Genomic DNA, 24,729 nt, shown 5'->3' with positions numbered 1-24,729 from the left:
TCAGCGTGGGTTCCCCCGCGAGTCGGGGGCGCTTCATATTGGATCAGCCGTGTTGCACAGAGAAGCCGTCATTCACGGATTTTTGCGTCAGCCCGCAGGACCGGGTTTCAGGCCGGAAAGTGCAGGGCGTTGGTCAAGTCGCCCATGGGTTGCTGGCCACGTGCGATCATTGCCTCGTCACGCTGCTTGAGACCGTCGAGGGTTTCGAGCTGGAACACCCGGGTAATCAGGCGCAGGATCGACGCCGTGTCGTAGACCGTATGATCCACCGTGCCCTTGCGGGCGAACGGCGACACCACCAGCGCCGGCACCCGCGACCCCGGCCCCCAACGATCGCCCTTGGGCGGCGCGACGTGATCCCACCAGCCGCCGTTTTCATCGACGGTGACGATCACCACCATGTTTTTCCACTGCGGGCTTTCGCGCAGCACCTTCAGGGCGCGAACGATGTGCCGATCCCCGGACGCCACGTCGGCGTAACCGGCGTGCATGTTCAGGTTGCCTTGAGGCTTATAGAACGTGACCGCCGGCAGCTTGCCGGCCTCGGCATCGGCGAAGAACTTGTTGGTACTCGACTCCTCCCCCAGACCGGCATCGCGCAGGCGTTTGTTGCGCTCCTGCGGGTTTTCCGGACCTTGTTGCTTGAAGTAGTTGAACGGCTGGTGGTGATACTGGAAGTTCGGGATTTTCGGAATGCCGCCGGAATCCTTGTACTGCTCCAGCGTCGCCTGCCAGGCCCCGGCATACCACGCCCAGTCGACGTTTTTCTTCGACAGCTTGTCGCCGATGTGCTCGTGGGTCTGTGGCACCAGCACGTTGGGCAGATCCGGTTTGGAATACGCCGGGCGCTCCGGGTCGCGAATCCACGTCGGCCAGTAGGGCGGAGCAAGGGTGTTGACGCCGAAGCCATCCGGGGTCAGCGCGCTCGGGCCGAATTGTGGCGGCCCGCTCATGGCGCTCGCCGGCGATTGCTCCAGCGGCTTGAGGCGCGGGTCGGCGGGATCGGCGCTTTGCAGCGTGGCAATCTGCGACTTGGCCACCGAATTGGCCGCGTCCGGATAGAACGGCGCGGTGGCGCTGATCAGGTACTGGTGATTGAGGAACGAGCCACCGAAGGCACCCTGGAAGAAGTTGTCGCACAGCACGAACTCCTGCGCGACATCCCACAGGCGCAGCGAGTAACGGCTCTGTGCATAGTGGCCCATGGTCAGGCCACCGGAATCGGCCCAGGCGACGAAACCGTCGTTCTTGCCACCGTTGATCTGCATCTGGTTCTGATAGAACACGTGCCACAGGTCGCGGGTGACCAGGCCGAATGGCAGGTCTTCGCCATTCGGGCCTTTGAGGGCAAACGGCGCGTTGGGCAGGTTTTCCTGGAACTGGGTAGCGCTGGGGTAGGTCACGCCATCGAGGGTTTGCGGGCCGATCTGCAGCACGCCGCCCCAGACGGGCGGCAAGGTTTGCAGCAGCGAGCCATCGCGATCACGTTGTTGATAGTCGGCAGGTTTGAGCGCCGACAGCGGCTTTTCAACACCGGGGAAGTCGCCGAACAGGTTATTGAAGCTACGGTTCTCGGCGTAAATCACCACCACGGTTTTCACCTGGTCGCGCAGGGCCTTGTCCAGCTCGGCCGGGGTCAGCGGGTGCTCCGCCGGTTTGCCGGGCTGATCGCTGGCGTTGCCGCATCCGGCGAGCGTCGCGCCCACCCCGAGTACCGCGACCCCGCCGAGGAAGCGGCGGCGGCTGGTGTCGGAGGGTTGGTCGGATTCAGGTGCGTCAGTGGCGTCTGTTTCGTCTTTCATCTGTCAGCCCGTTTTTACTTAATTGTTTCAGTATGTTTCGGGCGGACGCTAACAATTGAATGTGACGGTTGGGTGACGACTTGATGCCGCCACGGAACAAATGTGGGAGCCAACTGGCTGGCTCCCACCGGGTATGTGTTGCTTCTGACTTACGGCATCACCGGCGGCGTATACGCCAATGTCGTTCCCAGCGCCCACAGCAACAGCAACACCAGTGGCGTGTGCACCAGCAATTGCACAAACGAGAAGCCGATCAGATCCCGGGCCTTCAGCCCGAGTACACCCAGTAACGGCAGCATGTAGAACGGGTTGATCAGGTTCGGCAGCGCTTCGGCAGCGTTGTAGATCTGCACCGCCCAGCCGAGGTGGTATTGCAGATCATTGGCGACCTGCATCACGTACGGCGCCTCGATGATCCATTTGCCGCCGCCGGACGGAATGAAGAACCCGAGAATCGCCGAGTACACACCCATCAACAGCGCATAGGTGTCGTGGGAGGCGATGCTGACGAAGAATGTCGAAATGTGATGCGCCAGGGTTTGCGCGTCGGTGCCTTTGACCGTGGTCATCAATGCGGCAATCGAGCCGTACAGCGGGAACTGGATCAGCACGCCGGTGGTGGTCGGCACGGCGCGGGCCACGGCGTCGAGGAAACTGCGCGGACGCCAGTGCAGCAACGCACCGAGCATGATGAACAGGAAGTTGTAGGTGTTGAGGCCGGAAATCGCGGTAATCGCCGGTTTGGTCGAGAATTCGTGGAACAGCCACCCCGCCGCCAGCAGCACCAGCACGATGATCAGCAGCGGACTGTGCTCCAGCCATTCGCCAGGGCGCGTGCGCGGTTGCAGCGGTGGCAGGTTGAAGGCCGGGTCGATGCCGCAGGCCTTGGCGTCTCGTGCCGAATGGGGGCCGGGTGCGGTGGCGTAGGCGATGATGATCGAGACCACGATCAGGGCCAGCAGCATCACGCCGGACTGCCAGAGGAAAATGGTTTCGGTGAACGGGATCACCCCGGTGATCGACAGGATCGACGGCGGCAGGCTGGCCGGGTTGGCCTGTAACTGTGCGGCCGACGATGACAGACCCAAGGCCCACACGGCGCCAAGGCCCAGATAGGCAGCGGCGCCAGCGGCACGGTAATCCATGTTCAGATCGGTACGGCGGGCGAGGGCGCGTACCAGCAAGCCGCCGAACACCAGCGACAGACCCCAGTTGAGCAGGGACGCGACCATCGAGATCAACGCGACCCAGGCCACCGCGGAGCGCCCGTTTTTCGGGATCCGCGCCAGACGATCAATCAGTTTCACTGCGGGCGGGGAACTGGCGACCACATAGCCGCCGATCACCACGAAGGCCATTTGCATGGTGAACGGAATCAGGCTCCAGAACCCGTCACCGAACGCCATCGCGGCATCGGTGGGTTTGGCGCCCATGGCCAGGGTGGCGAGCGCAACGATGATCACCGCCAATGCGGCGAATACCCAGGAGTCGGGAAACCAGCGTTCGGCAAAGCTTGAACAGCGCAAGGCAAAGCGCGCAGAGCGGCTATCTTCGATATCAACGGCCACAGGAAGTACCTCGGATTTTTATGGTTATTGTGGTCTTGCGGACGAAACACATATCCCCTGTAGGCGTGAGCCTGCAAGGATCTCGGCATGACTTGCCGATGGTGGTTCACCTGGCAGGACAGGCGATAACAGTAATTCAACTGCCAAGGCTTTGTGAGCAGGTTTTGCAAAACCGGGACTATGGTCTAACGGGTTGTCCATCCGTGCTTTTGCGTAGACCATGAGCGCCTTGGTTTTTTGCCTGCCAGAGTGCTTTGCCATGACTGTCCAATCCACAGCCCGACCGGCACCGTTCAGCCGTTCCGACTACAAGACCCTCGGCCTTGCGGCCCTTGGCGGGGCGCTGGAGATCTACGATTTCATCATTTTCGTGTTCTTCGCCCTGACCCTCAGCCAGTTGTTCTTCCCGCCCGAAATGCCCGAGTGGCTGCGGTTGCTGCAAAGCTTCGGGATTTTCGTCACCGGTTATCTGGCGCGGCCGCTGGGCGGGATTCTGATGGCGCATTTCGCCGACAAACTCGGGCGCAAGAAAGTCTTCAGCCTGAGCATCCTGATGATGGCGCTGCCGTGTCTGCTGATCGGCATCATGCCGACCTATGCGCAGATCGGTTATTTCGCGCCGTTGCTGTTGCTGGCGCTGCGCATTCTGCAAGGCGCGGCGGTGGGCGGAGAGGTGCCGAGTGCCTGGGTGTTTGTCGCCGAACACGCGCCTGCCGGCCATCGCGGTTATGCCTTGGGCTTTTTGCAGGCCGGGCTGACGTTCGGTTACTTGATTGGCGCGTTGACCGCGACCTTCCTTGCCCAAGTGTTCACCCCGGCGGAAATCCTCGATTACGCCTGGCGTTATCCGTTCCTGCTCGGTGGCGTGTTCGGCGTGATTGGCGTGTACCTGCGCCGCTGGTTGAGCGAAACCCCGGTGTTCATGGCCATGGAAGCGCAGCGCGAAGCGCGGGTCGAACTGCCGTTGCGCACCGTGCTGCGCGAGCATCGTCTGGCGATGTTGCCGGCCATGTTGCTGACCTGCGTGTTGACCTCGGCAGTGGTGGTGTTCGTGGTCATTACGCCGACCATGATGCAGAAAACCTTCGGCATGACCGCCAGCCATACGTTTGCCCTCAGCGCGTTGGGCATCGTGTTCCTCAATATCGGCTGTGTAATCGCCGGGCTGCTGGTCGACCGTCTGGGCGCCTGGCGCACGGTGATGCTCTATAGCCTGCTGCTGCCGCTGGGCATTGGCGTGCTTTACGGCTGCCTGATCATGGGCGGCAATTGGGTCGGTCTGGCTTACGCCGTGGCCGGTCTTGCCTGCGGCGTAGTCGGTGCGGTGCCTTCGGTGATGGTGGGGCTGTTCCCGGCGCGTATTCGCGTGTCGGGCATTTCCTTCACCTACAACATTGCCTACGCCGCGTGGGCGAGCATCACCCCGCTATTGCTGATCGGGCTGATGCCGTGGAGTCCGTGGATCTGTGTGATGTTCTGTGCGGTGATGGGCGTGGTTGGCGTTGTCAGCGCGGCTTATTTCGGTTCGCGGATGCCGCGCACGGGCCCGTGTCAGGTGGCGGGAACTGCCTGACTGTAAACGCCATGACTTTTTTCGACTGACGGGTCGCAATCGCTCTTCAGAAAACTTTTCCAAGGCCGATGGTTAGGCTGCATCCCGCTTTCTACCCAGCCATCGGTACTTTCCCATGTTCAACAAACGCCTGAAGCAAGAGCTGGCCGCTCTTCGTGAAGAACTGTCCAGCCTCCTTCAAGTCAAGGACAGCCTGGAAAGCGAGATGCTGGTGCTGACTCTGGAGCCCGACGGACGCGTGCAGTCGGTCAACCAGAACTTCCTCAACGAGATGCTCTACAAAAGCCACGACCTGATTGGCCGTGCGATTGAGGACATTGTCCCGGCGCATGTGAAGGCCGATGAGTTCCATCATCGTTTCAAGGCTGCGCTGACCCGTGGTGAACATTTCGCCGGGGCCGTGCGCCTGATGCGCGGTAATGGCGAGGAGGCGTGGCTGCGTTCGATTGTGCAGCCGGTGCGTTCCTCGGACGGGCGGATCAGGCATTTCTCGATCTTCTCCAGCGACCTGACCCGCACCATCGAAGCTTCCCGCGAACATGAAAACCTGATCGGTGCGCTGGTGCGCTCCACGGCGGTGATCGAGTTCGACCTCAACGGCAACGTGCTCAACGCCAACGAACGCTTCCTCAGCGGCATGGGTTACAGCCTGGCGCAGATCAAGGGCAAGCATCACCGGATGTTCTGTCTGCCTGAGGAGTACAACAGCGCCGAGTACCAGAACTTCTGGCGTCGTCTGAACAACGGTGAGTTCGTCGCCGAGCGCTTCAAGCGGGTCGACAGCCATGGTCGTACGGTGTGGCTGGAGGCGTCCTACAACCCGGTGCTCGATGCCAACAACAAACTGTACAAAGTGGTGAAGTTCGCCACGGTGATCACCGATCAGGTCAATCGCGAACAAGCGGTTGCCGACGCGGCGAGCATTGCCTACAGCACCTCGCAGCAAACCGACAGCACCGCGCAACGTGGTACCACCGTGGTCACTGAAGCGGTGAACGTGATGCGTGATCTGTCGCGACACATGCAAGCTGCCGGTGAGGGCATCGAAGCGTTGAACGAGCAGTCGCAGGTGATCGGCACCATCGTCAAGACCATCAGCGGTATTGCCGAGCAAACCAACCTGCTGGCGCTCAACGCCGCCATCGAAGCGGCCCGCGCCGGTGAACAGGGTCGCGGCTTTGCGGTGGTGGCCGACGAAGTGCGGCAACTGGCGTCGCGCACCAGTCAGGCGACTGAAGAGATCGTCGGTGTGGTGCGGCAGAACCAGGAAATGGCGCGCAACGCCGTGGCCCTGATGACCGATGGCAAGCTGCAGGCCGAACAAGGCCTGGCGCTGGCGGCAGAGGCGGGGGCGGTGATTGTCGAGATTCAGGACGGCGCGCAGAAAGTGGTGGATGCCGTCGGCCAGTTCGCCAATCAACTGACTCACTGACCTGTACTGATCCCTTGTGGGAGCGAGCTTGCTCGCGAAAGCGGTGTGTCATTCAACATTGATGTGACTGACCTTTCGCCTTCGCGAGCAAGCTCGCTCCCACAGGTTTTTCGCCCGCCTTCTTTCTGTGGTCTGGCGCTACAATCGGCTCCTTTTCCCCCGGAGCTGATCCCCATGAGCGATTCCCACCGCCGCCCGGTGCCCCTGAACAAAGCCTACCGTTTGCTCAACCACGGGCCGACCGTGCTGGTCAGCGCCGCCCATGATGGCAAGCGCAACATCATGGCCGCCGCCTGGGCGATGCCGCTGGATTTCGAACCGCCGAAAGTCGCGGTCGTTCTCGATAAGTCCACCTGGACCCGCCAGTTGCTCGAAGCGTCCGGCACCTTTGTGCTCAACGTCCCGTGCGCCAATCAGGCCGACATCGTGCAAACCGTCGGCAATACGTCGGGCCTGGAAATCAGCCAGACCCAAGGGCAAGACAAGTTTCAGGCTTACGGCTTGCAGACCTTTGCCGGTGAACAAGTCGAAGCGCCGCTGCTTGAGGGCTGCGTCGCCTGGCTCGAATGCCGTTTGCTGCCAGAACCGCGCAACCACGAGCAATACGACCTGTTCCTCGCCGAAGTCATCGCCGCCCACGCCGACGAGCGAGTGTTCAGTGAGGGGCGTTGGCATTTCGAGGGGCATGATGGTTTGCGTACTTTGCACCACGTGGCGGGCGGGCATTTCCTGAAGATTGGTGATGCGGTGGATGGCAAGACGCTAGCGGTTTGAATAATAACTTTGTGTTCATGTTTGACCTTTGGCCCAATCAAAAAGAATCCGATGCCTGTACGGGCATCGGATTTTTTTATGCGCGGCAGTTATTACGCCCCCGGCTGAACATTATCCAGCGCCTGATTCACCGCCAGCTCACTCAGCATGACGATTTGCGCAATACCCAGCGCGGTCTTGCGGTGCGAGGTGTCCAGCACGGCGGCGAAATTGTTGAGCATCTCGGTGACCGAACCCAGGGTTTCACTAGCATTGGCCAGCAGGGATTCGGTGTCGTACACCGGGTTGGCGAGGTACATGGGTTCAGCTACGCGGGTGGACGCCATGATGTGAATGGTCGGTTTGAGGTAGTGGTCGAGGGCGCGGTCGGCCGCTTCGTTGAGTTTTTTGCTGTCGATGGTTGCGTACGGGGATGTTGGGTCGGTGTCTGTTTCGGGGGGATTGGGTGTTGGTTTTTTCATGGTGTTCTCCGATCAGGATTGGAGCTGGCCGATTCGGTTTCCGAACGAATAGGTGGCAGCTGTGCGCAGGTTGGAAACCCGGGGAACGGAGAACCCGGTTGACCCGAAGGTCTCCCACGCACAGCCGCCATAACGGAGTGCACACCATGAAGGTGCGCAAGGATACGTTATGAAAGGAGCTTGTGCGCTCGGTTCTACTCAGGGTTTCCAATCCCGGTCACTGAATTGGCAGCGACGAGTACAGGCTAGAGAGCTGACGTCCGACGGACAACCTGAAAACCTTGTGGGACGGTTCTCTGTTTGCCTCGCAGCTTTTAAACATCCTGATTTGAAATACGCAGTGTGCTAAGCAAAAGGCCTACCTCGCGGTAAGCCTTCTGCTTGGTGTCTAAGCTCAATCCCCCAACGCTTCGCCTTCCCGCCGCGGATCCGCGCCACCTTCCAGCGACGCTTTCCCCTGCGCATCCTTGACCCGCACGATGGCCTGGGTGCCGCTGGTCATGTCGATTTCATTCACCGCATGCCCTTTGTCTTTCAGCGCCTGGATCAGTACCGGGCTGAACTGGCCTTGTTCCAGTTCGGTCGGGCCGTTGCGGCTGCCGAAGTTGGGTAGGCTGATGGCGCTTTGCGGGTCGAGGTTCCAGTCGAGCAGGCCGACAGCAGTTTTCGCCACGTATTCGATGATTTGCGAACCGCCCGGCGAGCCGACCGTGGCGACGAATTCACCGCTGTTGCGATCGAAGATCAGAGTTGGCGCCATCGACGAGCGCGGGCGTTTTAAGGGCTCGACGCGGTTGGCGACTTTCTGCCCGTTCTCTTCGGGGATGAACGAGAAGTCGGTCATCTGGTTGTTCAGCAGAAAACCCTGAACCATCAGGTGCGAGCCGAACGCGGCTTCGATGGTGGTGGTCATCGACACCGCGCCGCCGAGGTCATCTACCGCGACGACTTGTGAGGTGGAGATGCGCAGCGGCGAGCGGTCCGGGGCGTAGGCCACTTGCACGCCCGGTGGGGTGCCCGGTTTGGCGCTGCCCATGCTGCGTTCACCGATCAGGCTGGCGCGGCTGGCGAGATAGCCCGGGTCGACCAGGCCTTTGACCGGCACCGGGACGAAGTCGGTATCGGCAACGTATTGCGCACGGTCGGCATAGGCCAGACGCTCGGCTTCAGCGATCAGGTGCACGGCTTGCGGATCCGGTTCAATGCCGGCCGGTTTATTGGTTTTCAGCGGTTTGAGCGGTGCCAGGGACAAGCGCGGATCGCGGGTTTCCAGCGCCTGCAACGTACCGAGAATCTGCGCCACCGCGATCCCGCCCGACGACGGTGGCGGCATGCCGCACACCTGCCAGCGTTTGTAGTCGGTGCACAGTGGTGCGCGCTCTTTGGCCTGGTAGCCTTGCAAATCATTCAGCGACAGGCTGCCGGGGTTGGCGTGGCCTTGCACCTTGGCGACGATCTCTTCGGCGATCGGGCCTTTGTACAACGCGTCCGGGCCTTCGTTGGCGATGCGTTTGAGCACGGCGGCCAGCGCCGGGTTTTGCAGGCGCGTGCCTACGGCTTTGACACTGCCGTCGCGGTTGAGGAAATACGCGGCCATGTCCGGCGAATGGCGGATCATCGGGTCGGACGCCAGCAGCGAATGCAGGCGCGGTGAAATCGCAAAACCTTGCTCGGCGAGTTTGATCGCCGGCTCGAACAGCGTGGCCCAAGGCAGGCGACCATGTTGTTTGTGCGCCATTTCCAGCGCACGCAGCACACCCGGTGTCCCGACCGAGCGCCCGCCGATCTGCGCCTGCTGGAACGCCATCGGTTTGCCGTCGGCCTGCAGGAACAGCTTCTCGGTGGCGCCGGCCGGTGCGGTTTCGCGACCGTCGTAGGTGCGCACCTGTTTGCCGTCCCACAGCACGATCATCGCACCGCCGCCGATCCCTGAGGATTGCGGTTCGACCAGCGTCAGCACCGCTTGCATGGCAATCGCCGCGTCGATGGCCGAACCACCCTTGCGCAATATCTCGCGCCCGGCCTCGGCGGCCAGCGGATTGGCGGCAGCGGCCATGTGTTTGCTGGCGTGACGGGTTTGCAGATCGGTGCGGTAACCGGAAGCGGCTTCCGGGGCCAGCGGCAGGGTCGAAGAGGGCGGGGCGTTGCACGCCGTGAGGGTCAGGGCGCTGACGAGCAGCGTCAGGGCTGGCAGGCGAAAGCGGCGCAGGGGCAGGGCTGGAAACACGTGGTGCTCTCCGTCCGTGGGGTGAAAGGTCTGACGGACTTTATCGACCGGTCGGTCGCGACGCAAACCGGTGGGCATTTTTGTCTTTCTTTTCGGGGTGGATGTTCGCTAGGGTCAACCGCAAATCCGTTGAGCTGCACTGAGCACCTGTGGGAGCGAGCTTGCCCGCGAATGCGCAGTGTCAGTCGGCAGAAATGTTGAATGTACAACCGCTTTCGCGAGCAAGCTCGCTCCCACAATTACAAGATCAACAAGAGACCGATATGCACAGCGAGTTCCCCACCGAATCCAGTTACCGCAATCAACGCGAACAGTTTATGGCTGCTGCCACCTCCGCAGGGGCTGCGCTCACTACCTATGCGCATCCGCGTTGTGGCCCCTTTGGCGAGCCCCTGAGCACCGACGTCGCCGTGCTCGGCGATCCGCAGGCCAAACGTCGGCTGGTAGCGCTCAGCGGCACGCACGGGGTCGAGGGCTATTACGGCTCGGATTGTCAGATCGAATGGTTGAAGGCCTTCGTGTCGGGCTCGCTGCCCAAGGATGTCGCGGTGGTCATGGTGCACTTGATCAACCCGTGGGGCACCGCGTGGCTGCGGCGGGTCAACGAAGACAACATCGACCTCAACCGTAATCACCTCGATTTCACCGGGCCTCTTCCAGATAACCGCGCTTACGCCGCTCTGCATGAAATCTACGCCTGTACCGATTTGAATGGCCCCGAGCGCCAACGCGCCGATGCCATGCTCGATGCGCAGATCAAAGAACACGGCTGGCCGGCGGTGATGTCGATTGTCGAGGGCGGTCAGCACAGCCATCCCGATGGCCTGTTCTACGGCGGCCGCGCGCCGAGCTGGTCGAATCGCACGTTGCACCAAATCATCGAAACGCATCTGGCGGGTGCGGAAACCGTGATGTGTTTCGACCTGCACACCGGCGCCGGTGAGTACGGTCATCCGATGTTGCTGACCATCACCCAGGCGCCGTACCCGGCACTCGCGCAAGCCCAGTCGATCTACGGTCCATGGCTTTACACCCTGCACACCGGCGCCGACACCTTGAGCGAAACCGGCGTCGCAGCGACGGCTACCGGGTACACCTCGCAGGCGTTGCTTAATGCTTTACCGGACGTGCAGTTGATGCCGTTCGTGATCGAGTGCGGGACGTATCCGGGGCCGGATGTGCATCGGCATCTGCGCGATGACCATTGGCTGCATTTGCATGGTGATCCGCTGGATGCGACGGGGAGGGGGATCAAGTTGAATCTGCTCGAGCAGTTTTATCCGGCGGATCCGGATTGGCGCGCAATGGTCGGTTTGCGCACTCGGCAGATCTGGGTGAAGGGTTTGGCAGCCCTTTCGGCAGAGAAGCCTGAGTAGATCAGGCATAGCCTTGTGGTGGGGAGGTTTATCCCCTTGCCACAAGTTCGGTGTGGTCTCGAGATATTTAAAAGCACTTACTGCTTGAAGCCCGGCAAACCCTGCGCTGCTCGCCATTCTTTTACAATTTTCGTTACGCCCTGAGGGGAGCTATCCGCACCAGGCTTCGGGTAATAGATCAGATCCGACCCAGCTGGGTGTTCGCTGATTTTCTCGAAGTGCAACAGCAGCAAGTCAGCGCGATCATCGCTTTCGGCTTCTTCATCTTCTTTAGCGAGTTCTTCCAGCAGCGCGATGAACTCGGCCTCGGTGTACTCCGAAATGCTGTTTTTCAATAACTTGTCTGTCATGGCTAACCTATTCGTTCCGGTGGATATCGATGTGGTTTCGCGGCGTGTTCACTCGCAGATTATCTACGTCGTAAACGCCGCCGCCCTCTGATATTTTTTCGAGGTGATGAAGTTCGTAAGATCTTCTACCTCCGACGCTATCGGCTTTGCGCACACGTGGTGCTTTGCCTTTACGCATACGGCCAGCGTTCTGTTTGATGAACTGATCCACCACGGCTGACTCCGAAACGGCTTTCCAAAGGGCTGCTCTGAACGAGTCGAAGCTTTTGAAGTCTCGTCCACGCAGTGAGTCTGCCACGTCCGTCGGAATTGAAACTCCTACCCCAGAGCTTGCTTCGATGAGCCATATCCCCGAAACATCCTCGCCAACCCCCGTCACTGTACCCGGCGTCAGTCTGGCCGGCCTCGAAAACACCACATACAGTGACTTCAAACCAGTGTCCGCCGGGAACACCAGAATACAATCCTCGGCAGTAATGTCCTCGCCGGGCAGGCCTTCTATCTGGGTATCAGTGTTCTCGGGAATCGGATGAACAAGGATCGTGTTCAGTTGCTCGCCGTGTTCTGGATAAACCAGCGGCGGCATTGAACCGAGTGGCCCGCGTTGCGGCGTCCACAAAATCGTGATGCCGTTGAGCTTGGCCTCCATCGCAGTCTTGTCGCTGTTCCACTCGACTTTTACGGTACGCACCGAGTCATCGCCCGAAGCGCCGGAGTGGATGCCGTAAACCTGCATGACCCCTTCGGCATCACGCCGAAACTGGAAGCGCACACGAGTGGCGGCGCGGCTCATGCGGCGCAGTTGTTCATCGGTATGCAGCGTGCCGTCACCCATGCGGGTCGGCAGCATCCCGAGGACGAACACGCTGGCCGGCCCACCGGCGCCGCGAATTGCCCAGTTGAGGCGCTGTTGCAGAATCCCGCCGCCCGCCAAACGCCCCAAGGCCAGATCGGCGCCTATCGCTGTCGCGACAGCGGTGCTGGCAGAGGGCAATAGCATGGCGCCGGCGACCATGACCTTGCCGAAGTTGCTGGCGGGTTCGGGTGCCGTACCGGCGTCCGTTCGGCACCAGTTATCCACAGTGCAGGACTTGGCGAATACCTGATCTTCGCGGGGCTTGGGCGTTGGCCATTCATCCTTTTCGACGTACACCGGCTCCGGAGGGGGAGGCGGATTCCAAGCGGCCCACGAGCCGTTCCATCTCGGACGTTCCCAAGGCCAATCTTCATCGAAGAGAGATTTGAATAGAGCCATGCCAACTCCCTGTATGGCTTTGAATCGAGCCAGGGAAGCTTGTCGGTCAATGGGGAATTCGGGCAAACCGATGGGGTAAGTTTCAGGCGCTTGGTTTTACGAAAAATCCAATTCGTACCTGAATCGGACCTGTTTCCTACAGCGCTCTCTCGGCCTGTTGATTGGCGATTGATTCAGATGAACCAGCGGTGTTTCGCGCTTGTAGTCTTTCGCTTTGGATGGAGGGCGCGTCTGAATTTTTCCTACAGATTTTTCAGGTCGACAACTTACGCGCCTTTACCTGAGGATATTTTCTGTTGTTTTTCCAGGATGGATTTCAGATGAAAAGGATGAGTCCGTTGCCATTCAACTCTATTTTCAGTCGGCCATTGTCATGAGTATTTCCAACGAGGATCGCGATTTTCTGGTGGCGATGGGCAGTCGCATTGCTCACTTACGCAGAGTGCACGAGATAACACAGACGCGGTTTGCAAGGGCTTTAGGTCTTTCCCGGCAGACCTTTCAGGGTTACGAGGAGGGCACGCGCAGCATGCCGGTCACGACACTGGTGAAGGTGGCGTTTGCGCTTCGCGTGCCTGTTGATGACTTGCTCGCGGTTCCCTCGTACACGGAGACGCCCAGGCGCAGCTTGACCTCGACGTGGTATCGACGGTTGCAGTCCATCAATGAGCTTTCGAAGGTCCAGCAGAAGGTCATTGCGCAGATGCTCGACGCCTTGATCGCACAGGCAGGGACCAAAATGAGCGACGAACAGAAGGGTATTTTGACGTAACCGATTACCGAGACTTTTCTCGAGGCATAAAAAAACGGCCTACCTTTCGGTAAGCCGTTTTTAGTACTTGGTGGCTACACAGGGACTTGAACCCCGGACCCCAGCATTATGAATGCTATGCTCTAACCAACTGAGCTATGTAGCCAAGTGGCGCGCATTATTCCCCTGAAATGGAAAAGCGTCAAGCGTAAATTTAAAATATTTCTTCTTATTTTCAACCGCTTATCCTCCGGCCCGCGAAATCCGGGCCGGGCGGGGCATCAACGCAGCTGAAATCTTGCGGTATTCGCGCTCAAGGCATCGCTGCCCTGACTCAAGGTGTCTGCTGCCAGATTCACCGCCCGCGCACCTTCGAGCAATCGCACAGCGGCTTGATCGACCTGCTGGATATTGGCGCTGACCTCGTCGGCGGTGCTCGCCTGTTCCTCAACCGCCGTAGCGATCTGCGCCAGGGTATCGGTGACGCTCTGCACAGCGCTGGCAATTTCGCCCAAACGTTCACCCAGACCGGTGACCGATTCGGCATCGGTTTGCGCTTGCCCGCACGCGGCTTCCATCAGACTCACCGCTTCATTGACCGTGGCGCGCAAGCTGTCAACGGTACCGGCGATCTGTGCGGTGGACGACTGCGTGCGTTGCGACAAACTGCGCACTTCGTCGGCGACCACGGCAAACCCGCGACCCTGTTCACCGGCACGCGCGGCTTCGATGGCGGCGTTGAGCGCGAGCAGATTGGTCTGCTCGGCAACACCGCGAATGGTGTCGACCACCAGTTGAATCTGCTGACCTTGCTCGCTAACCCGGCCCAGCGCCGCGGCAGTGTCGTTCAAGCGTTGATTGAGTTGCTGAATGCTTGCCGTGGTGCGCTGGCTGTCACGGCTGCTGTCGGTGGCAATGCGCCGGGTGTGCTGAGCGCTGCCGGAGGCCTGTTCGCAACTTTGCGCCACGCCTTGCGAGGTGGCGGCCAATTGCGTCGCAGCGGCGGCGATCTGGCTGATCTGCAATTGCTGCGCTTCGACTTCGCTGAGGGCGCCGCTGGAGTGTTCGTTGAGGCTGCGCACCGCGTTGCTCAGTTGCGAGGTCTCGTGATCGACACCGAGCATGCTGCTGCGCAACTGCACCACGGCCACGTTGAGCGCAGTGCTGATCGCCGCCAGCTCATCGCGACCGACCACGGGCACTTGCAGGCTCAGGTTGCCGTCGCGCAGGGCTTCGGCGAGCAGGGTGATGCCGCTGGCGCTGCGGCGGATCGAGGCTTGCAGGCAGATAAACAGGTACAACGCTGCGAGCAGCAGGCAGCCAAAGATCACCGCGACCATGATGAATTGGCGAATCGCCGAGCTGTGGTAGGCGTCAAGCCGTTGATCCAGCGCCACCAGTGATTGCTGGCGCAGGGCGGCGAGGTCGCTCAGCAAGGCGTCGAGGCTGCGTTCGAAGTCGTCCGGCTTGAGGTTGATGCTGCCGCCGAACACGCCGTCATCAAGGACCTTCAAGCCGCTGTCGAGGTGTTTCAGGCTGTCGTGGTATTGGCTGGCCCAGCGTTGCTGATCTTTCGGCAGGCGCGCTTCGAGCAACGTGGCGGTTTTGACCAGTTGCTCGCGGGCATCGCCGATGCGGCTGCGCAAGTCACGCAATTGCAAACGGCTTTGCAGGGTGAACTGGCCGGAGACTACCGAGGCCTGGCCGACCGCTGCCAGACGTCCGACGCGCTCGATCAGATCCGGCGCGTGCTGCGTGGAGACCTGCGTCAGCAGATAGGTTTCCAGCCACGGCGCGAGGGTCAGGCGGTTATCCATGACAATCTGCTCGCGTAATGCTTGCAGCGCGCTGAGGGCGTTGGTAAATCGGTCGTAGCCGTCCGGCCACCAACCGACACCGCTGAGGCTTTTCGAATCCAACCCGTTCAGTGCGGTTTGCAGCGCCTGATAGCGGGTGAGTGTTTCGCCCTCGGCACCTTCATTTTTCAGTGCAGTGCCCAAATCGGTGGTGGCTTGCAGGACGGCCGGTTGTACCGCATCGAACGCGCCCATGGCGGCGAGGGTGGCCGGCGTCGGTTGGCGATTGGTTTCCGTGGCGCGCCAGCGGGCGGCGCGGTCACGTTGGGCCGCGAGCAGGTTGTCCAGCGCATCGAGCGCGAGCAACTGGCGCACGCCGGCGCGTTCGCCGGAAATCAGATTGAGCTTGTCGCGATAGTCCTGGCCGATCATCAACAGGCTGCCGGCCAACGGCAGAATGAACAGCAGAAACAACAACTGGAATTTACCTGCGAAGCCAAACCGCCCCAGCAATTTGATCCCCGGTGAAAGGAAAGCCTGCATGCCTCATGACTCCTCTGGACACCACGCACCATCGGCGTGCATCGCGGTCGTGCGACGTTGATGGGGTGCCCTGCTAAAAGGCCTCGAAAGTTCACTCTCGCCCGCTCTGTGGGCCGGCTCTGTAGCGAAACTTCCCATTGTCGGTGCCCTTTGTAAGGGCGCCGCGTTCAAGGGGAGAAGCAAGGCAAGATTCAGACCATGGCGTTGCGCTATCACCTTGCAGTCGACGATCAGTCAGTTAGTTAGCTGGCTAAGGGGATGGCGTTCACGCACCGAAAAATGGCACATTGACGCACTTGCCTGCGTGCACCCATCTGCTGTCCGGAATTCCCATGGCTATCAGCAACGTTCAGACCGCCGCTGCCTCAGCGTCCGCTCCTCCCCAAAGCAGCCCGTTAGTGATGCGCATCATCGGCGCGGTCGCGCTGGCGCATTTGATCAATGACCTGATTCAGTCGGTGTTGCCGTCGATCTATCCGATGCTCAAGGCCAATTACGGTCTGAGCTTCACTCAGGTCGGCCTGATTACCTTGACCTTTCAACTGACCGCGTCGCTGTTGCAGCCGTGGGTCGGTTATCACACCGATCGGCATCCCAAGCCGTGGCTGTTGCCGGCAGGTTCGATCTGCACGCTGATCGGCATCGTGATGATGTCGGTGGTCGGCAGTTTCCCGTTGATTCTGCTGGCGGCGGCGCTGATCGGAATCGGTTCCTCGACCTTCCACCCCGAGGCCTCGCGGATTGCGCGACTGGCTTCGGGTGGGCGCTTTGGTCTGGCGCAATCGACTTTCCAGGTGGGCGGTAATGCCGGTTCCGCTTTCGGCCCGTTGCTGGCGGCGGCGATCATCATTCCGTTCGGTCAGGGCAACGTCGCGTGGTTCGGTCTGTTCGCGGTATTTGCGCTGTTCGTGCTGTACCGCATCAGTCGCTGGTACGCCCATCACCTGAACCTGTTCAAACTCAAGGCCGGCCAGGCGGCGACTCATGGGCTGTCGAAGGGCAGGGTGACCAGTGCGTTGGTCGTGCTGGGGCTGTTGGTGTTCTCCAAGTATTTCTACATGGCCAGCCTGACCAGTTACTTCACGTTTTACCTGATCGAAAAGTTCGACCTGTCGGTGGCCAGTTCGCAGTTGCACCTGTTCCTGTTTCTTGGTGCGGTGGCGGCGGGTACGTTCTTCGGCGGGCCGATCGGCGACAGGATCGGGCGGAAGGCGGTGATCTGGTTCTCGATCCTCGGCGTGGCACCGTTCACGCTGCTGATGCCTCACGTCGATCTGTTCTGGACCACCATTCTCAGCGTGATTATCGGCTTCATCCTCGCCTCGGCGTTCTCGGCGATCGTTGTGTACGCGCAGGAGTTGGTGCCAGGTAATGTCGGGATGATCGCCGGGATCTTTTTTGGTTTGATGTTCGGGTTTGGCGGGATTGGTGCGGCGTTGCTGGGGCACCTGGCGGATGTGCACGGGATTGAGTACGTGTATTTCCTGTGCTCGTTCTTACCGTTGTTTGGCGTACTGGCAATCTTCCTGCCGCGCACCAAAAAGACCTGATCCCACAAACATCCCCTGTGGGAGCGAGCTTGCTCGCGAAGGCGTCGTGTCAGTCGACGAATGCTTTGCTGACACTCCGCTTTCGCGAGCAAGCTCGCTCCCACAAATTGTCAGGTGGTGCGGCGGAGAATATTTCAGGCACAAAAAAGCCGCGTATCAAACGCGGCTTTTTCTTGAACGGTGTTGCTTAGACGTTGAAGCGGAAGTGCATCACGTCACCGTCTTTAACGATGTAATCCTTGCCTTCCAGACGCCATTTACCGGCTTCTTTGGTACCGGCTTCGCCCTTGTACTGGATGAAGTCGTTGTAGGCGATCACTTCGGCGCGGATGAAGCCTTTCTCGAAGTCGGTGTGGATCACGCCAGCAGCCTGAGGTGCGGTGGCACCGACTTTGACGGTCCAGGCGCGGACTTCTTCGACACCGGCGGTGAAGTAGGTCTGCAGGTGCAGCATTTCGTAGCCGGCGCGGATCACGCGGTTCAGGCCAGGCTCTTCCAGGCCCAGGGCCTCGAGGAACATGTCCTTCTCTTCGCCGTCGTCGAGCTCGGCGATTTCCGCTTCGATCTTGTTGCAGACCGGAACCACCATCGCGCCTTCTTCCTCGGCAATGGCCTTGACCACGTCCAGGTGCGGGTTGTTCTCGAAACCGTCTTCAGCGACGTTGGCGATGTACATGACCGGCTTGGTGGTCAGCAGGTGGAAGCCTTTGATCACGGCCTTTTCGTCAGCGCTCATGTTCTTCATCAGGCTGCGCGCCGGCTTGGCTTCGGTGAAGTGTGCGATCAGTTGCTCCAGCAGAGCCTTCTGAACCACGGCGTCCTTGTCACCGCCCTTGGCGTTGCGCGCGACTTTCTGCAGTTGCTTCTCGCAGCTGTCGAGGTCGGCGAAGATCAGTTCCAGGTCGATGATTTCGATGTCGCGCTTCGGGTCGACGCTGTTCGACACGTGGATCACGTTGTCATCTTCGAAGCAGCGCACCACGTGAGCGATGGCGTCGGTTTCGCGGATGTTGGCCAGGAACTTGTTGCCCAGGCCTTCACCTTTCGACGCGCCGGCCACCAGGCCTGCGATGTCGACGAATTCCATGGTGGTCGGCAGGATGCGCTTCGGATTGACGATGGCCGCCAGGGCTTCCAGACGAGGATCGGGCATCGGCACGATGCCGCTGTTCGGCTCGATGGTGCAGAAGGGGAAGTTCTCGGCCGCGATACCGGATTTGGTCAGGGCGTTGAACAGGGTGGACTTGCCGACGTTAGGCAGGCCGACGATGCCGCAATTGAATCCCATGGTGTTTCCCCTCGGATTAGAGTCAGGCCTTCTGGCTGTGCAGGTTTTTCATCGCGCGGTTCCATTCCCCGGCGAGGATATCCGGCAGCACGCCGAGGGCAAAGTCGATGCTGGCATCGAGTTTTTCCTGTTCGGCGCGTGGCGCACGACCCAGGACGAAATTTGAAACCATACTGGCAACGCCCGGGTGGCCGATGCCAAGCCGCAGGCGGTAGAACGTATTCTGATTACCCAGTTGCGCGATGATGTCGCGCAACCCGTTGTGACCGCCATGGCCGCCGCCCTGTTTGAGCTTGGCGACGCCCGGAGGCAAGTCGAGTTCGTCATGCGCCACCAGGATTTCTTCAGGCTTGATGCGGAAGAAACCGGCGAGTGCCGCCACGGCCTGGCCGCTGCGGTTCATGTAGGTGGTGGGAATCAGCAGACGAACATCCTGACCCTGATGCGAATAGCGCCCGGTCAGGCCGAAATACTTGCGATCGGCCACAAGGTTCACACCTTGCGCGGCAGCGATGCGCTCAACAAAAAGGGCCCCTGCGTTATGCCGGGTCTGTTCGTATTCGGCGCCTGGATTTCCCAGGCCAACGATCAGTTTGATGGCAGTCACGATAGGGGCCCTTCCTTGGAGTGGTGGATAACATCGCCGCAATCGGAGGCTGCGGCGAAAGTGGACGAAAATTGCTCATTTACCATGAATGTAAACTCCGCGTTCTCGCCCGCTTTCTCGCTACGTTCCAGTCCGCGATGTTACTTGCTCACTCCGGCGTAACAGAGTGAATTACTCTGCTGCGCCTTCTTCGGTAGCTTCTGGAGCAACACGTGGAGCGTGGACGTTGGCAACAGCCTTGTCATCGCCGTGTGCCAGAGCAACGAACTCAACGCCTTTAGGAGCTTTGAGGTCCGACAGGTGAATGATCGAACCGATTTCAGCGTCAGCCAGGTCGACTTCGATGAACTCAGGCAGATCTTTCGGCAGGCAGGTCACTTCGATTTCAGCAACAACGTGCGAAATCTCGCCGCCTTTCTTCACTGGAGCAGCTTCGTTGATGAAGTGCACAGGAACGATAGCGGTCAGTTTCTGGCCAGCGACAACGCGTACGAAGTCAGCGTGCATCACGTGGCCTTTGGCCGGGTGACGCTGCAGAGCTTTGATGATTACGTTTTGCTTGGTGCCACCAACGTTCAGCTCAATGATGTGGCTGTAAGCCGCTTCGTTTTCGAGCAGTTTGGCAACTTCTTTGGCCAGCATGCTGATGGATTCAGGGGCTTTTTCGCCACCGTAAACAACAGCTGGAACCAGAGCGGCGAGACGACGCAGGCGGCGGCTCGCACCTTTCCCCAGGTCGGAACGCACTTCAGCATTCAGAGTAAATTCGTTCATTTTGTATCTCCAAAATAGCCATGACCGAGTGGCGTTTGCGACCAGCGCCAAACACGGTATGGGCAAAAAAGCCCCGCCCCGGCAGGAATGCCGGGGCGGGGCGCTTTTCGTCAACGAGACATTTCGAGAAGGGCAGGGCCCTTAACGGAACATCGCGCTGATCGATTCTTCATTGCTGATGCGGCGAACCGCTTCGGCAACAACCGGTGCGATATCCAGTTGACGGATACGTGCACAGGCTTGTGCTGCAGCGGACAGCGGGATGGTGTTAGTCACCACCAGCTCGTCCAGCACGGAATTTTCGATATTCTCGATGGCCCGACCCGACAGCACAGGGTGTGTGCAGTAGGCAAAGACCTTGGCTGCGCCATGCTCTTTCAGGGCCTTGGCCGCGTGGCACAGGGTGCCGGCGGTATCGACCATGTCATCGACCAGAATGCAGGTACGCCCTTCGACATCACCGATGATATGCATCACTTCAGAGTGATTGGCTTTCTCACGACGTTTGTCGATGATCCCGAGATCCACGCCCAGGGATTTGGCAACGGCACGTGCACGCACGACGCCACCAATGTCCGGGGACACGATCATCAGGTTTTCGAAGCGCTGATCTTCAATGTCATCCACCAGAACCGGGGAGCCGTAGATGTTATCTACCGGAATATCGAAGAAGCCCTGAATCTGGTCAGCATGCAGATCAACCGTGAGAACACGGTCGATGCCGACTACGGTAAGCATGTCAGCGACGACTTTCGCGCTGATAGCCACACGAGCGGAACGCGGACGGCGATCCTGACGGGCATAACCAAAATAAGGAATAACAGCAGTGATACGAGTAGCTGAGGAGCGGCGGAAGGCATCAGCCATCACTACCAGTTCCATCAGGTTATCGTTGGTCGGGGCGCAAGTCGGCTGAATAATGAAAACGTCTTTACCGCGAACGTTTTCATTGATCTCGGCAGTAATTTCGCCGTCGGAAAACTTACCGACAGAGATGTCACCGAGAGGGATATGCAGCTGACGTACAACACGCCGAGCCAGATCGGGGTTAGCATTCCCCGTAAAGACCATCATCTTGGACACGCGCAGTACCTAGAGGCTGAGGGTAACCTGGATGAGTATAGAAAATGGCAGGGGCGGCTGGATTCGAACCAACGCATGGCAGGATCAAAACCTGCTGCCTTACCGCTTGGCGACGCCCCTGTATCTGTTGCATCAAGTGCCGAGCACTTGGTTCCTTTAGAGCAGACTTTGCAGCTTGCGGTGCAACATTGAAATGTTGCTGCCTTTTGCTACAAACCCTGTAAGGGTCTCTGTCAGAAGGGCCGAGACTTTATCAGCTTCAGCTTTGCTTGGGAAGCCCCCAAACACACAACTTCCAGTTCCGGTGAGCTTTGCTTCGGTAAATTTACCTAACAAATCCAACGCGTTACGCACTTCTGGATAACGCCTTGCAACCACCGGCAAGCAGTCATTTCGACTGTTTCCCTCGGGAACGGGGCGCACTTTAATGGGCGGCGTGTTACGTGTCAACAAAGGATCGGAAAAAATTTCTGCCGTACTTACAGAGACTTGCGGCACGAGCACCAGATACCACGGTTCTTCGGGATCGACCGCGGTCAGTTTCTCGCCCACACCCTCGGCAAACGCTGCATGGCCACGGACGAAAACCGGCACGTCGGCACCCAGCGACAGGCCCAGTGCGGCCAGTCGATCTTCATCCCAGCCCAACTGCCAGAGATGGTTGAGCCCCAGCAGAGTGGTCGCCGCATTTGAACTGCCGCCACCAATGCCGCCGCCCATGGGCAGAACCTTGTCGATCCAGATATCAATGCCGAGTGTGCAACCGGATTGCTGCTGCAACATTTTTGCCGCGCGCACGATCAGGTTGCTGTCGTGGGGCACGCCGGCGAATTCGGTGTGCAGCTGAATTACACCGTCATCGCGCACGGCGAAGGTGATTTCATCGCCGTAATCGACAAATTGAAACAGCGTCTGCAATTCGTGGTAGCCATCTGCGCGACGACCAAGAATGTGCAGCATCAGATTGAGCTTGGCCGGCGACGGCAGGGTCAGGCGTGCTGCGGTCATGCTTATTGCCCCAGCTTGCGTGGCTGCCAGGTCTTGATCACCAGCGTCACGTCCAGGTCAGTGCCGTGCAGTTTGATGCGCTCGGGCAACCAGTAACCGTTTTGTTCGGTGTAGGCGGTGTATTCGACTGTCCAGCCATCCTGTTCAAGATTGGCCAGGCGGCTGTTAGCGTCCAGATTGAGACGGCTTTTGCTGTTGGGCGCCGGCAGGCCGCGCACCCACCAGGCCAGATTCGAGACCGGCAGTTTCCAGCCCAGCTGTTCTTCGAGCAGCGCGTCCGGCGACTCGGAGTCATAACGCCCCTGATTGGCGACTTCCAGCGACACCTTGCCCGGACGCCCGGTCAGGCGGGCCGCGCCACGACCCAGCGGGCCGGACAGGCGAATGTCGTAGTAGTCCTGACGTTGCAGCCAGAACAGCGTGCCGCTGCCCGAGTCTTTCGGGGCGCGAATGCCGATCTTGCCGTCGATCTGCCAGCCGTCGAGGCCAGCCAACTGTTGTTTGTTCGCGGCCCATTGAGCCGGGCTGCCGTGGCCCTCGACCGATTCGCGAGCACCGAAACCCGCGCAACCGGCGAGCAGGGCGATGAAGCTGAAAACAATAACGTGGCGCAAAAACATGAGTTAGAGAGTCTCGGATCCGGTCAGGCGCTTGATGGTACTGCGCAGAATGGTGCTGTCGGGCTGATCCTTGAGGAACTTGCCCCAGATCTGTTTGGCTTCCCGTTGGTTGCCCTTGATCCACAGCACTTCGCCCAGGTGAGCGGCCACTTCGTGATCAGGGAAGCGCTCCAGCGCCTGACGCAGATATTTCTCGGCGTCGTCCAGGTTGCCCAGGCGGAAATTCACCCAGCCGAGGCTGTCGAGTACCGCCGGATCTTCCGGGTTGATCTGGTGCGCCTGCTCGATCAGCGCCTTGGCTTCGGCGTAGCGGGTCGTACGGTCAGACAGGGTGTAGCCCAAAGCGTTCAGCGCCATGGCGTTGTCCGGATCGCGCTTGATGATCAGGCGCAGGTCCTTTTCCATCTGTGCCAGGTCGTTGCGTTTTTCCGCGAGCATCGCCCGGGTGTACAGCAGATTCAGATCGTCCGGGTACTGCTGCAGGGCTTGCTGCAAGACTTTCCAGGCCTTGTCGTCCTGTTTGTTGGCCGACAGGGTTTCCGATTCGATCAGGTACAACTGAATCGCATAGTCAGGCTGGGCATCGCGTTCGGCGGCCAGTTTGCTCTGGGCTTCAGCGGTCTTGCCGTTGTTCATCAGGATGTCGGCCTGACGCAACTGCGCTGGCAGGTAATCGTTGCCCGGGCCGACCTGGGCGTACTCGATGAGCGCGCCTTGCGGGTCGTTGCGTTCTTCGGCGATGCGGCCGAGGTTCAGGTGCGCCGAATCGACGTGGCTCTCACGGGCGATCAGGTCTTCCAGATAACCCTTGGCTTCTTCCCAGGCCTTGGCTTCCAGGCAGACCAGTGCCAGCGAATAGCGCAGTTCGTCGTCTTCCGGGTATTGCTGAACCAGGCTGGAGAACTCGGCCTTGGCGTCGTCCATTCGATCCTGTTCGACCAGCATGCGCGCGTAAGTCAGGCGCAGGCGCTTGTCGTCCGGGTATTTCTTGATGCTTTTTTGCAGCAGCGGCAGGGCTTCGTCGCCACGGCTCAACAGCTGAAGCAGGCGCGCGCGCAGCAGAATCGGCGCGATTTCGCCGTCTTCCGGCGGGTGGTCTTCGAGCAGGGCCAGCGCCGCTTTGTTGTCGCCGTCCTGCTGCAGGAGCAGGGCCTTGCCGAAAATCAGCTGACTGTTGTTCGGGTGACGCTGCAACAAACGGTCGAAACTTTTCATCAGACCGTTGCGTGTTTCCTGATCGGTGTCGGCGGCCGACAGTGCGAGGAAGTCGAAATGGGTGTCGCCCTTGCCCTGCAGGACTTTCTCCATATAGACCATGGAGTCGTCATATCGCCCGGCGCGTGCCAGTTGCACGGCCGCGGCGCGTTGCGCTTCGAGGTCTTCCGGGGCGTTTTTTGCCCAAATGAGTGCGGTGTCCAGCGCCGGTTGATCCGCGCCGAGGTATTCGGCAATGCGGAAAGCGCGCTCGGAAACACCCGGATCCTGGGTATTGATCGCCTGGGTCACGTAGTTGTCCAGGGCAATGTCGAAACGATTGCGCTGGCCGGCGAGTTCGGCGCTCAACAGGCTGAAAACGGTTTCCTCGCTGAACGAGCTGTAAACCTTGGGCTTTTCAGGCGCGGGTGTGGTGCCTTCGACCGGCGGCGTGCCGTCCGGCGAAACGGGGGCCAAGGCCTGGCAGCCGCTGAGGAAGACAAAAGCGAGGAGCAACGCGGAAGATCTATTCATATAGGAAGAGGACGACTAACCTGCGGTCGGATCATCATGACACAAGCTTTCGGCCAAACATAACCGCTGAGGCAATTAAGACATCTGCGCATCTCTATGTAGGTGCAGGCTTCGGCAGCGCTGCCGGGTTGGTGTGTACATAAACGAGAATGGATCGCAGCAG

At 59.8% G+C, this 24,729-nt stretch carries 20 protein-coding genes, 2 tRNA genes and 1 pseudogene; 7 read left to right on the top strand and 16 right to left on the bottom strand.

The annotated features are described in order from the left end of the window. Nucleotides 1-107: 107 nt before the first annotated feature. Nucleotides 108-1,802 carry an acid phosphatase gene (locus HV782_RS24570; RefSeq protein ID WP_186748008.1) on the bottom strand — a complete coding sequence of 565 codons (1,695 nt, stop codon included), beginning with the start codon at nt 1,800-1,802 and terminating at the stop codon, nt 108-110. A gap of 149 nt (nt 1,803-1,951) precedes the next feature. Then, a complete protein-coding gene (locus HV782_RS24565) occupies nt 1,952-3,370 on the bottom strand; it encodes a short-chain fatty acid transporter (protein WP_123463002.1) in 1,419 nt (472 codons plus the stop codon). A gap of 259 nt (nt 3,371-3,629) precedes the next feature. Here HV782_RS24565 and HV782_RS24560 point away from each other — a divergent pair, with 259 nt between their 5' ends. From HV782_RS24560 to HV782_RS24550, 4 genes and pseudogenes are all read left to right on the top strand, one after another. Further along, nucleotides 3,630-4,943 carry an MFS transporter gene (locus tag HV782_RS24560; RefSeq protein ID WP_123463004.1) on the top strand — a complete coding sequence of 438 codons (1,314 nt, stop codon included), beginning with the start codon at nt 3,630-3,632 and terminating at the stop codon, nt 4,941-4,943. 115 nt (nt 4,944-5,058) lie between these two features. Next, nucleotides 5,059-5,787, top strand: a pseudogene (locus HV782_RS29095) (PAS domain-containing protein); the annotation flags it as partial. Beyond that, nucleotides 5,767-6,375, top strand: coding sequence for a methyl-accepting chemotaxis protein (locus tag HV782_RS29090; RefSeq protein WP_437180225.1), 609 nt, complete (start codon nt 5,767-5,769; stop codon nt 6,373-6,375). The pseudogene HV782_RS29095 and the gene HV782_RS29090, both read left to right, overlap by 21 nt. A 174-nt stretch (nt 6,376-6,549) precedes the next feature. Beyond that, nucleotides 6,550-7,149, top strand: a complete 600-nt coding sequence (locus HV782_RS24550; protein WP_186748007.1) for a flavin reductase family protein — start codon at nt 6,550-6,552, stop codon at nt 7,147-7,149. Nucleotides 7,150-7,241: 92 nt separating this feature from the next. Here HV782_RS24550 and HV782_RS24545 read toward each other — a convergent pair whose 3' ends face one another. Both HV782_RS24545 and ggt read right to left on the bottom strand, forming a co-directional pair. After that, nucleotides 7,242-7,610: a DUF6124 family protein gene (locus HV782_RS24545; RefSeq protein WP_186748006.1), complete on the bottom strand. Its 369-nt coding sequence runs from the start codon at nt 7,608-7,610 to the stop codon at nt 7,242-7,244. Nucleotides 7,611-8,004: 394 nt separating this feature from the next. Beyond that, nucleotides 8,005-9,837, bottom strand: a complete 1,833-nt coding sequence (ggt, locus tag HV782_RS24540; protein WP_186748012.1) for a gamma-glutamyltransferase — start codon at nt 9,835-9,837, stop codon at nt 8,005-8,007. A gap of 263 nt (nt 9,838-10,100) precedes the next feature. On the opposite strand from ggt, the gene HV782_RS24535 reads away from it, so the two are divergent. Continuing rightward, nucleotides 10,101-11,213: a DUF2817 domain-containing protein gene (locus tag HV782_RS24535; RefSeq protein WP_186748005.1), complete on the top strand. Its 1,113-nt coding sequence runs from the start codon at nt 10,101-10,103 to the stop codon at nt 11,211-11,213. A gap of 77 nt (nt 11,214-11,290) precedes the next feature. Here the strand turns inward: HV782_RS24535 and HV782_RS24530 are convergent, their stop codons facing one another. After that, nucleotides 11,291-11,563: a bacteriocin immunity protein gene (locus tag HV782_RS24530; RefSeq protein ID WP_128616316.1), complete on the bottom strand. Its 273-nt coding sequence runs from the start codon at nt 11,561-11,563 to the stop codon at nt 11,291-11,293. 7 nt (nt 11,564-11,570) lie between these two features. Further along, complete coding sequence (locus HV782_RS24525; RefSeq protein WP_186748004.1) at nt 11,571-12,818, bottom strand: S-type pyocin domain-containing protein; 1,248 nt, start codon at nt 12,816-12,818, stop codon at nt 11,571-11,573. A 373-nt stretch (nt 12,819-13,191) separates the two neighbouring features. Between HV782_RS24525 and HV782_RS24520 the strand changes: the two genes are divergently transcribed. Beyond that, the gene (locus tag HV782_RS24520; RefSeq protein ID WP_225931035.1) at nt 13,192-13,590 is read left to right on the top strand and encodes a helix-turn-helix domain-containing protein; all 399 of its coding nucleotides are present in this window, start codon (nt 13,192-13,194) and stop codon (nt 13,588-13,590) included. Between the two features lie 68 nt (nt 13,591-13,658). Here HV782_RS24520 and HV782_RS24515 read toward each other — a convergent pair. Together HV782_RS24515 and HV782_RS24510 are read right to left on the bottom strand one after the other, a co-directional pair. After that, nucleotides 13,659-13,735: transfer RNA gene (locus HV782_RS24515), tRNA-Met, on the bottom strand. A 115-nt stretch (nt 13,736-13,850) separates the two neighbouring features. Beyond that, on the bottom strand, nt 13,851-15,908 hold the full coding sequence (locus HV782_RS24510; protein ID WP_186748003.1) for a methyl-accepting chemotaxis protein: 2,058 nt from the start codon (nt 15,906-15,908) through the stop codon (nt 13,851-13,853). Between the two features lie 332 nt (nt 15,909-16,240). Here HV782_RS24510 and HV782_RS24505 point away from each other — a divergent pair, with 332 nt between their 5' ends. Continuing rightward, nucleotides 16,241-17,458: an MFS transporter gene (locus HV782_RS24505; RefSeq protein WP_186748002.1), complete on the top strand. Its 1,218-nt coding sequence runs from the start codon at nt 16,241-16,243 to the stop codon at nt 17,456-17,458. A 187-nt stretch (nt 17,459-17,645) separates the two neighbouring features. On the opposite strand, the gene ychF is transcribed toward HV782_RS24505, so the two are convergent. From ychF to HV782_RS24465, 8 genes are all read right to left on the bottom strand, one after another. Then, nucleotides 17,646-18,746, bottom strand: a complete 1,101-nt coding sequence (ychF, locus tag HV782_RS24500) for a redox-regulated ATPase YchF (protein ID WP_103306068.1) — start codon at nt 18,744-18,746, stop codon at nt 17,646-17,648. Between the two features lie 22 nt (nt 18,747-18,768). Beyond that, entirely contained in the window at nt 18,769-19,353 is a 585-nt protein-coding gene (pth, locus tag HV782_RS24495) for an aminoacyl-tRNA hydrolase (RefSeq protein ID WP_003228164.1), read from the bottom strand. A gap of 171 nt (nt 19,354-19,524) precedes the next feature. Next, nucleotides 19,525-20,127: a 50S ribosomal protein L25/general stress protein Ctc gene (locus HV782_RS24490; protein ID WP_123463023.1), complete on the bottom strand. Its 603-nt coding sequence runs from the start codon at nt 20,125-20,127 to the stop codon at nt 19,525-19,527. Nucleotides 20,128-20,268: 141 nt separating this feature from the next. Continuing rightward, nucleotides 20,269-21,210 carry a ribose-phosphate pyrophosphokinase gene (locus HV782_RS24485; RefSeq protein ID WP_003171603.1) on the bottom strand — a complete coding sequence of 314 codons (942 nt, stop codon included), beginning with the start codon at nt 21,208-21,210 and terminating at the stop codon, nt 20,269-20,271. A gap of 45 nt (nt 21,211-21,255) precedes the next feature. Further along, nucleotides 21,256-21,330: transfer RNA gene (locus HV782_RS24480), tRNA-Gln, on the bottom strand. A 36-nt stretch (nt 21,331-21,366) separates the two neighbouring features. Further along, nucleotides 21,367-22,218, bottom strand: coding sequence for a 4-(cytidine 5'-diphospho)-2-C-methyl-D-erythritol kinase (gene ispE, locus HV782_RS24475; RefSeq protein ID WP_123463025.1), 852 nt, complete (start codon nt 22,216-22,218; stop codon nt 21,367-21,369). Nucleotides 22,219-22,220: 2 nt separating this feature from the next. Beyond that, nucleotides 22,221-22,838 carry a lipoprotein insertase outer membrane protein LolB gene (gene lolB / locus HV782_RS24470; RefSeq protein WP_128614697.1) on the bottom strand — a complete coding sequence of 206 codons (618 nt, stop codon included), beginning with the start codon at nt 22,836-22,838 and terminating at the stop codon, nt 22,221-22,223. Between the two features lie 3 nt (nt 22,839-22,841). After that, nucleotides 22,842-24,566, bottom strand: coding sequence for a tetratricopeptide repeat protein (locus HV782_RS24465; protein ID WP_123463029.1), 1,725 nt, complete (start codon nt 24,564-24,566; stop codon nt 22,842-22,844). Nucleotides 24,567-24,729 lie beyond the last annotated feature (163 nt).

Origin of the sequence: Pseudomonas monsensis (assembly GCF_014268495.2) — a bacterium.
Lineage (GTDB): Bacteria > Pseudomonadota > Gammaproteobacteria > Pseudomonadales > Pseudomonadaceae > Aquipseudomonas > Aquipseudomonas monsensis.
The sequence above is the reverse complement of the archived record's forward strand: the minus strand, read 5'-3'. Positions and strand labels throughout refer to the sequence as shown.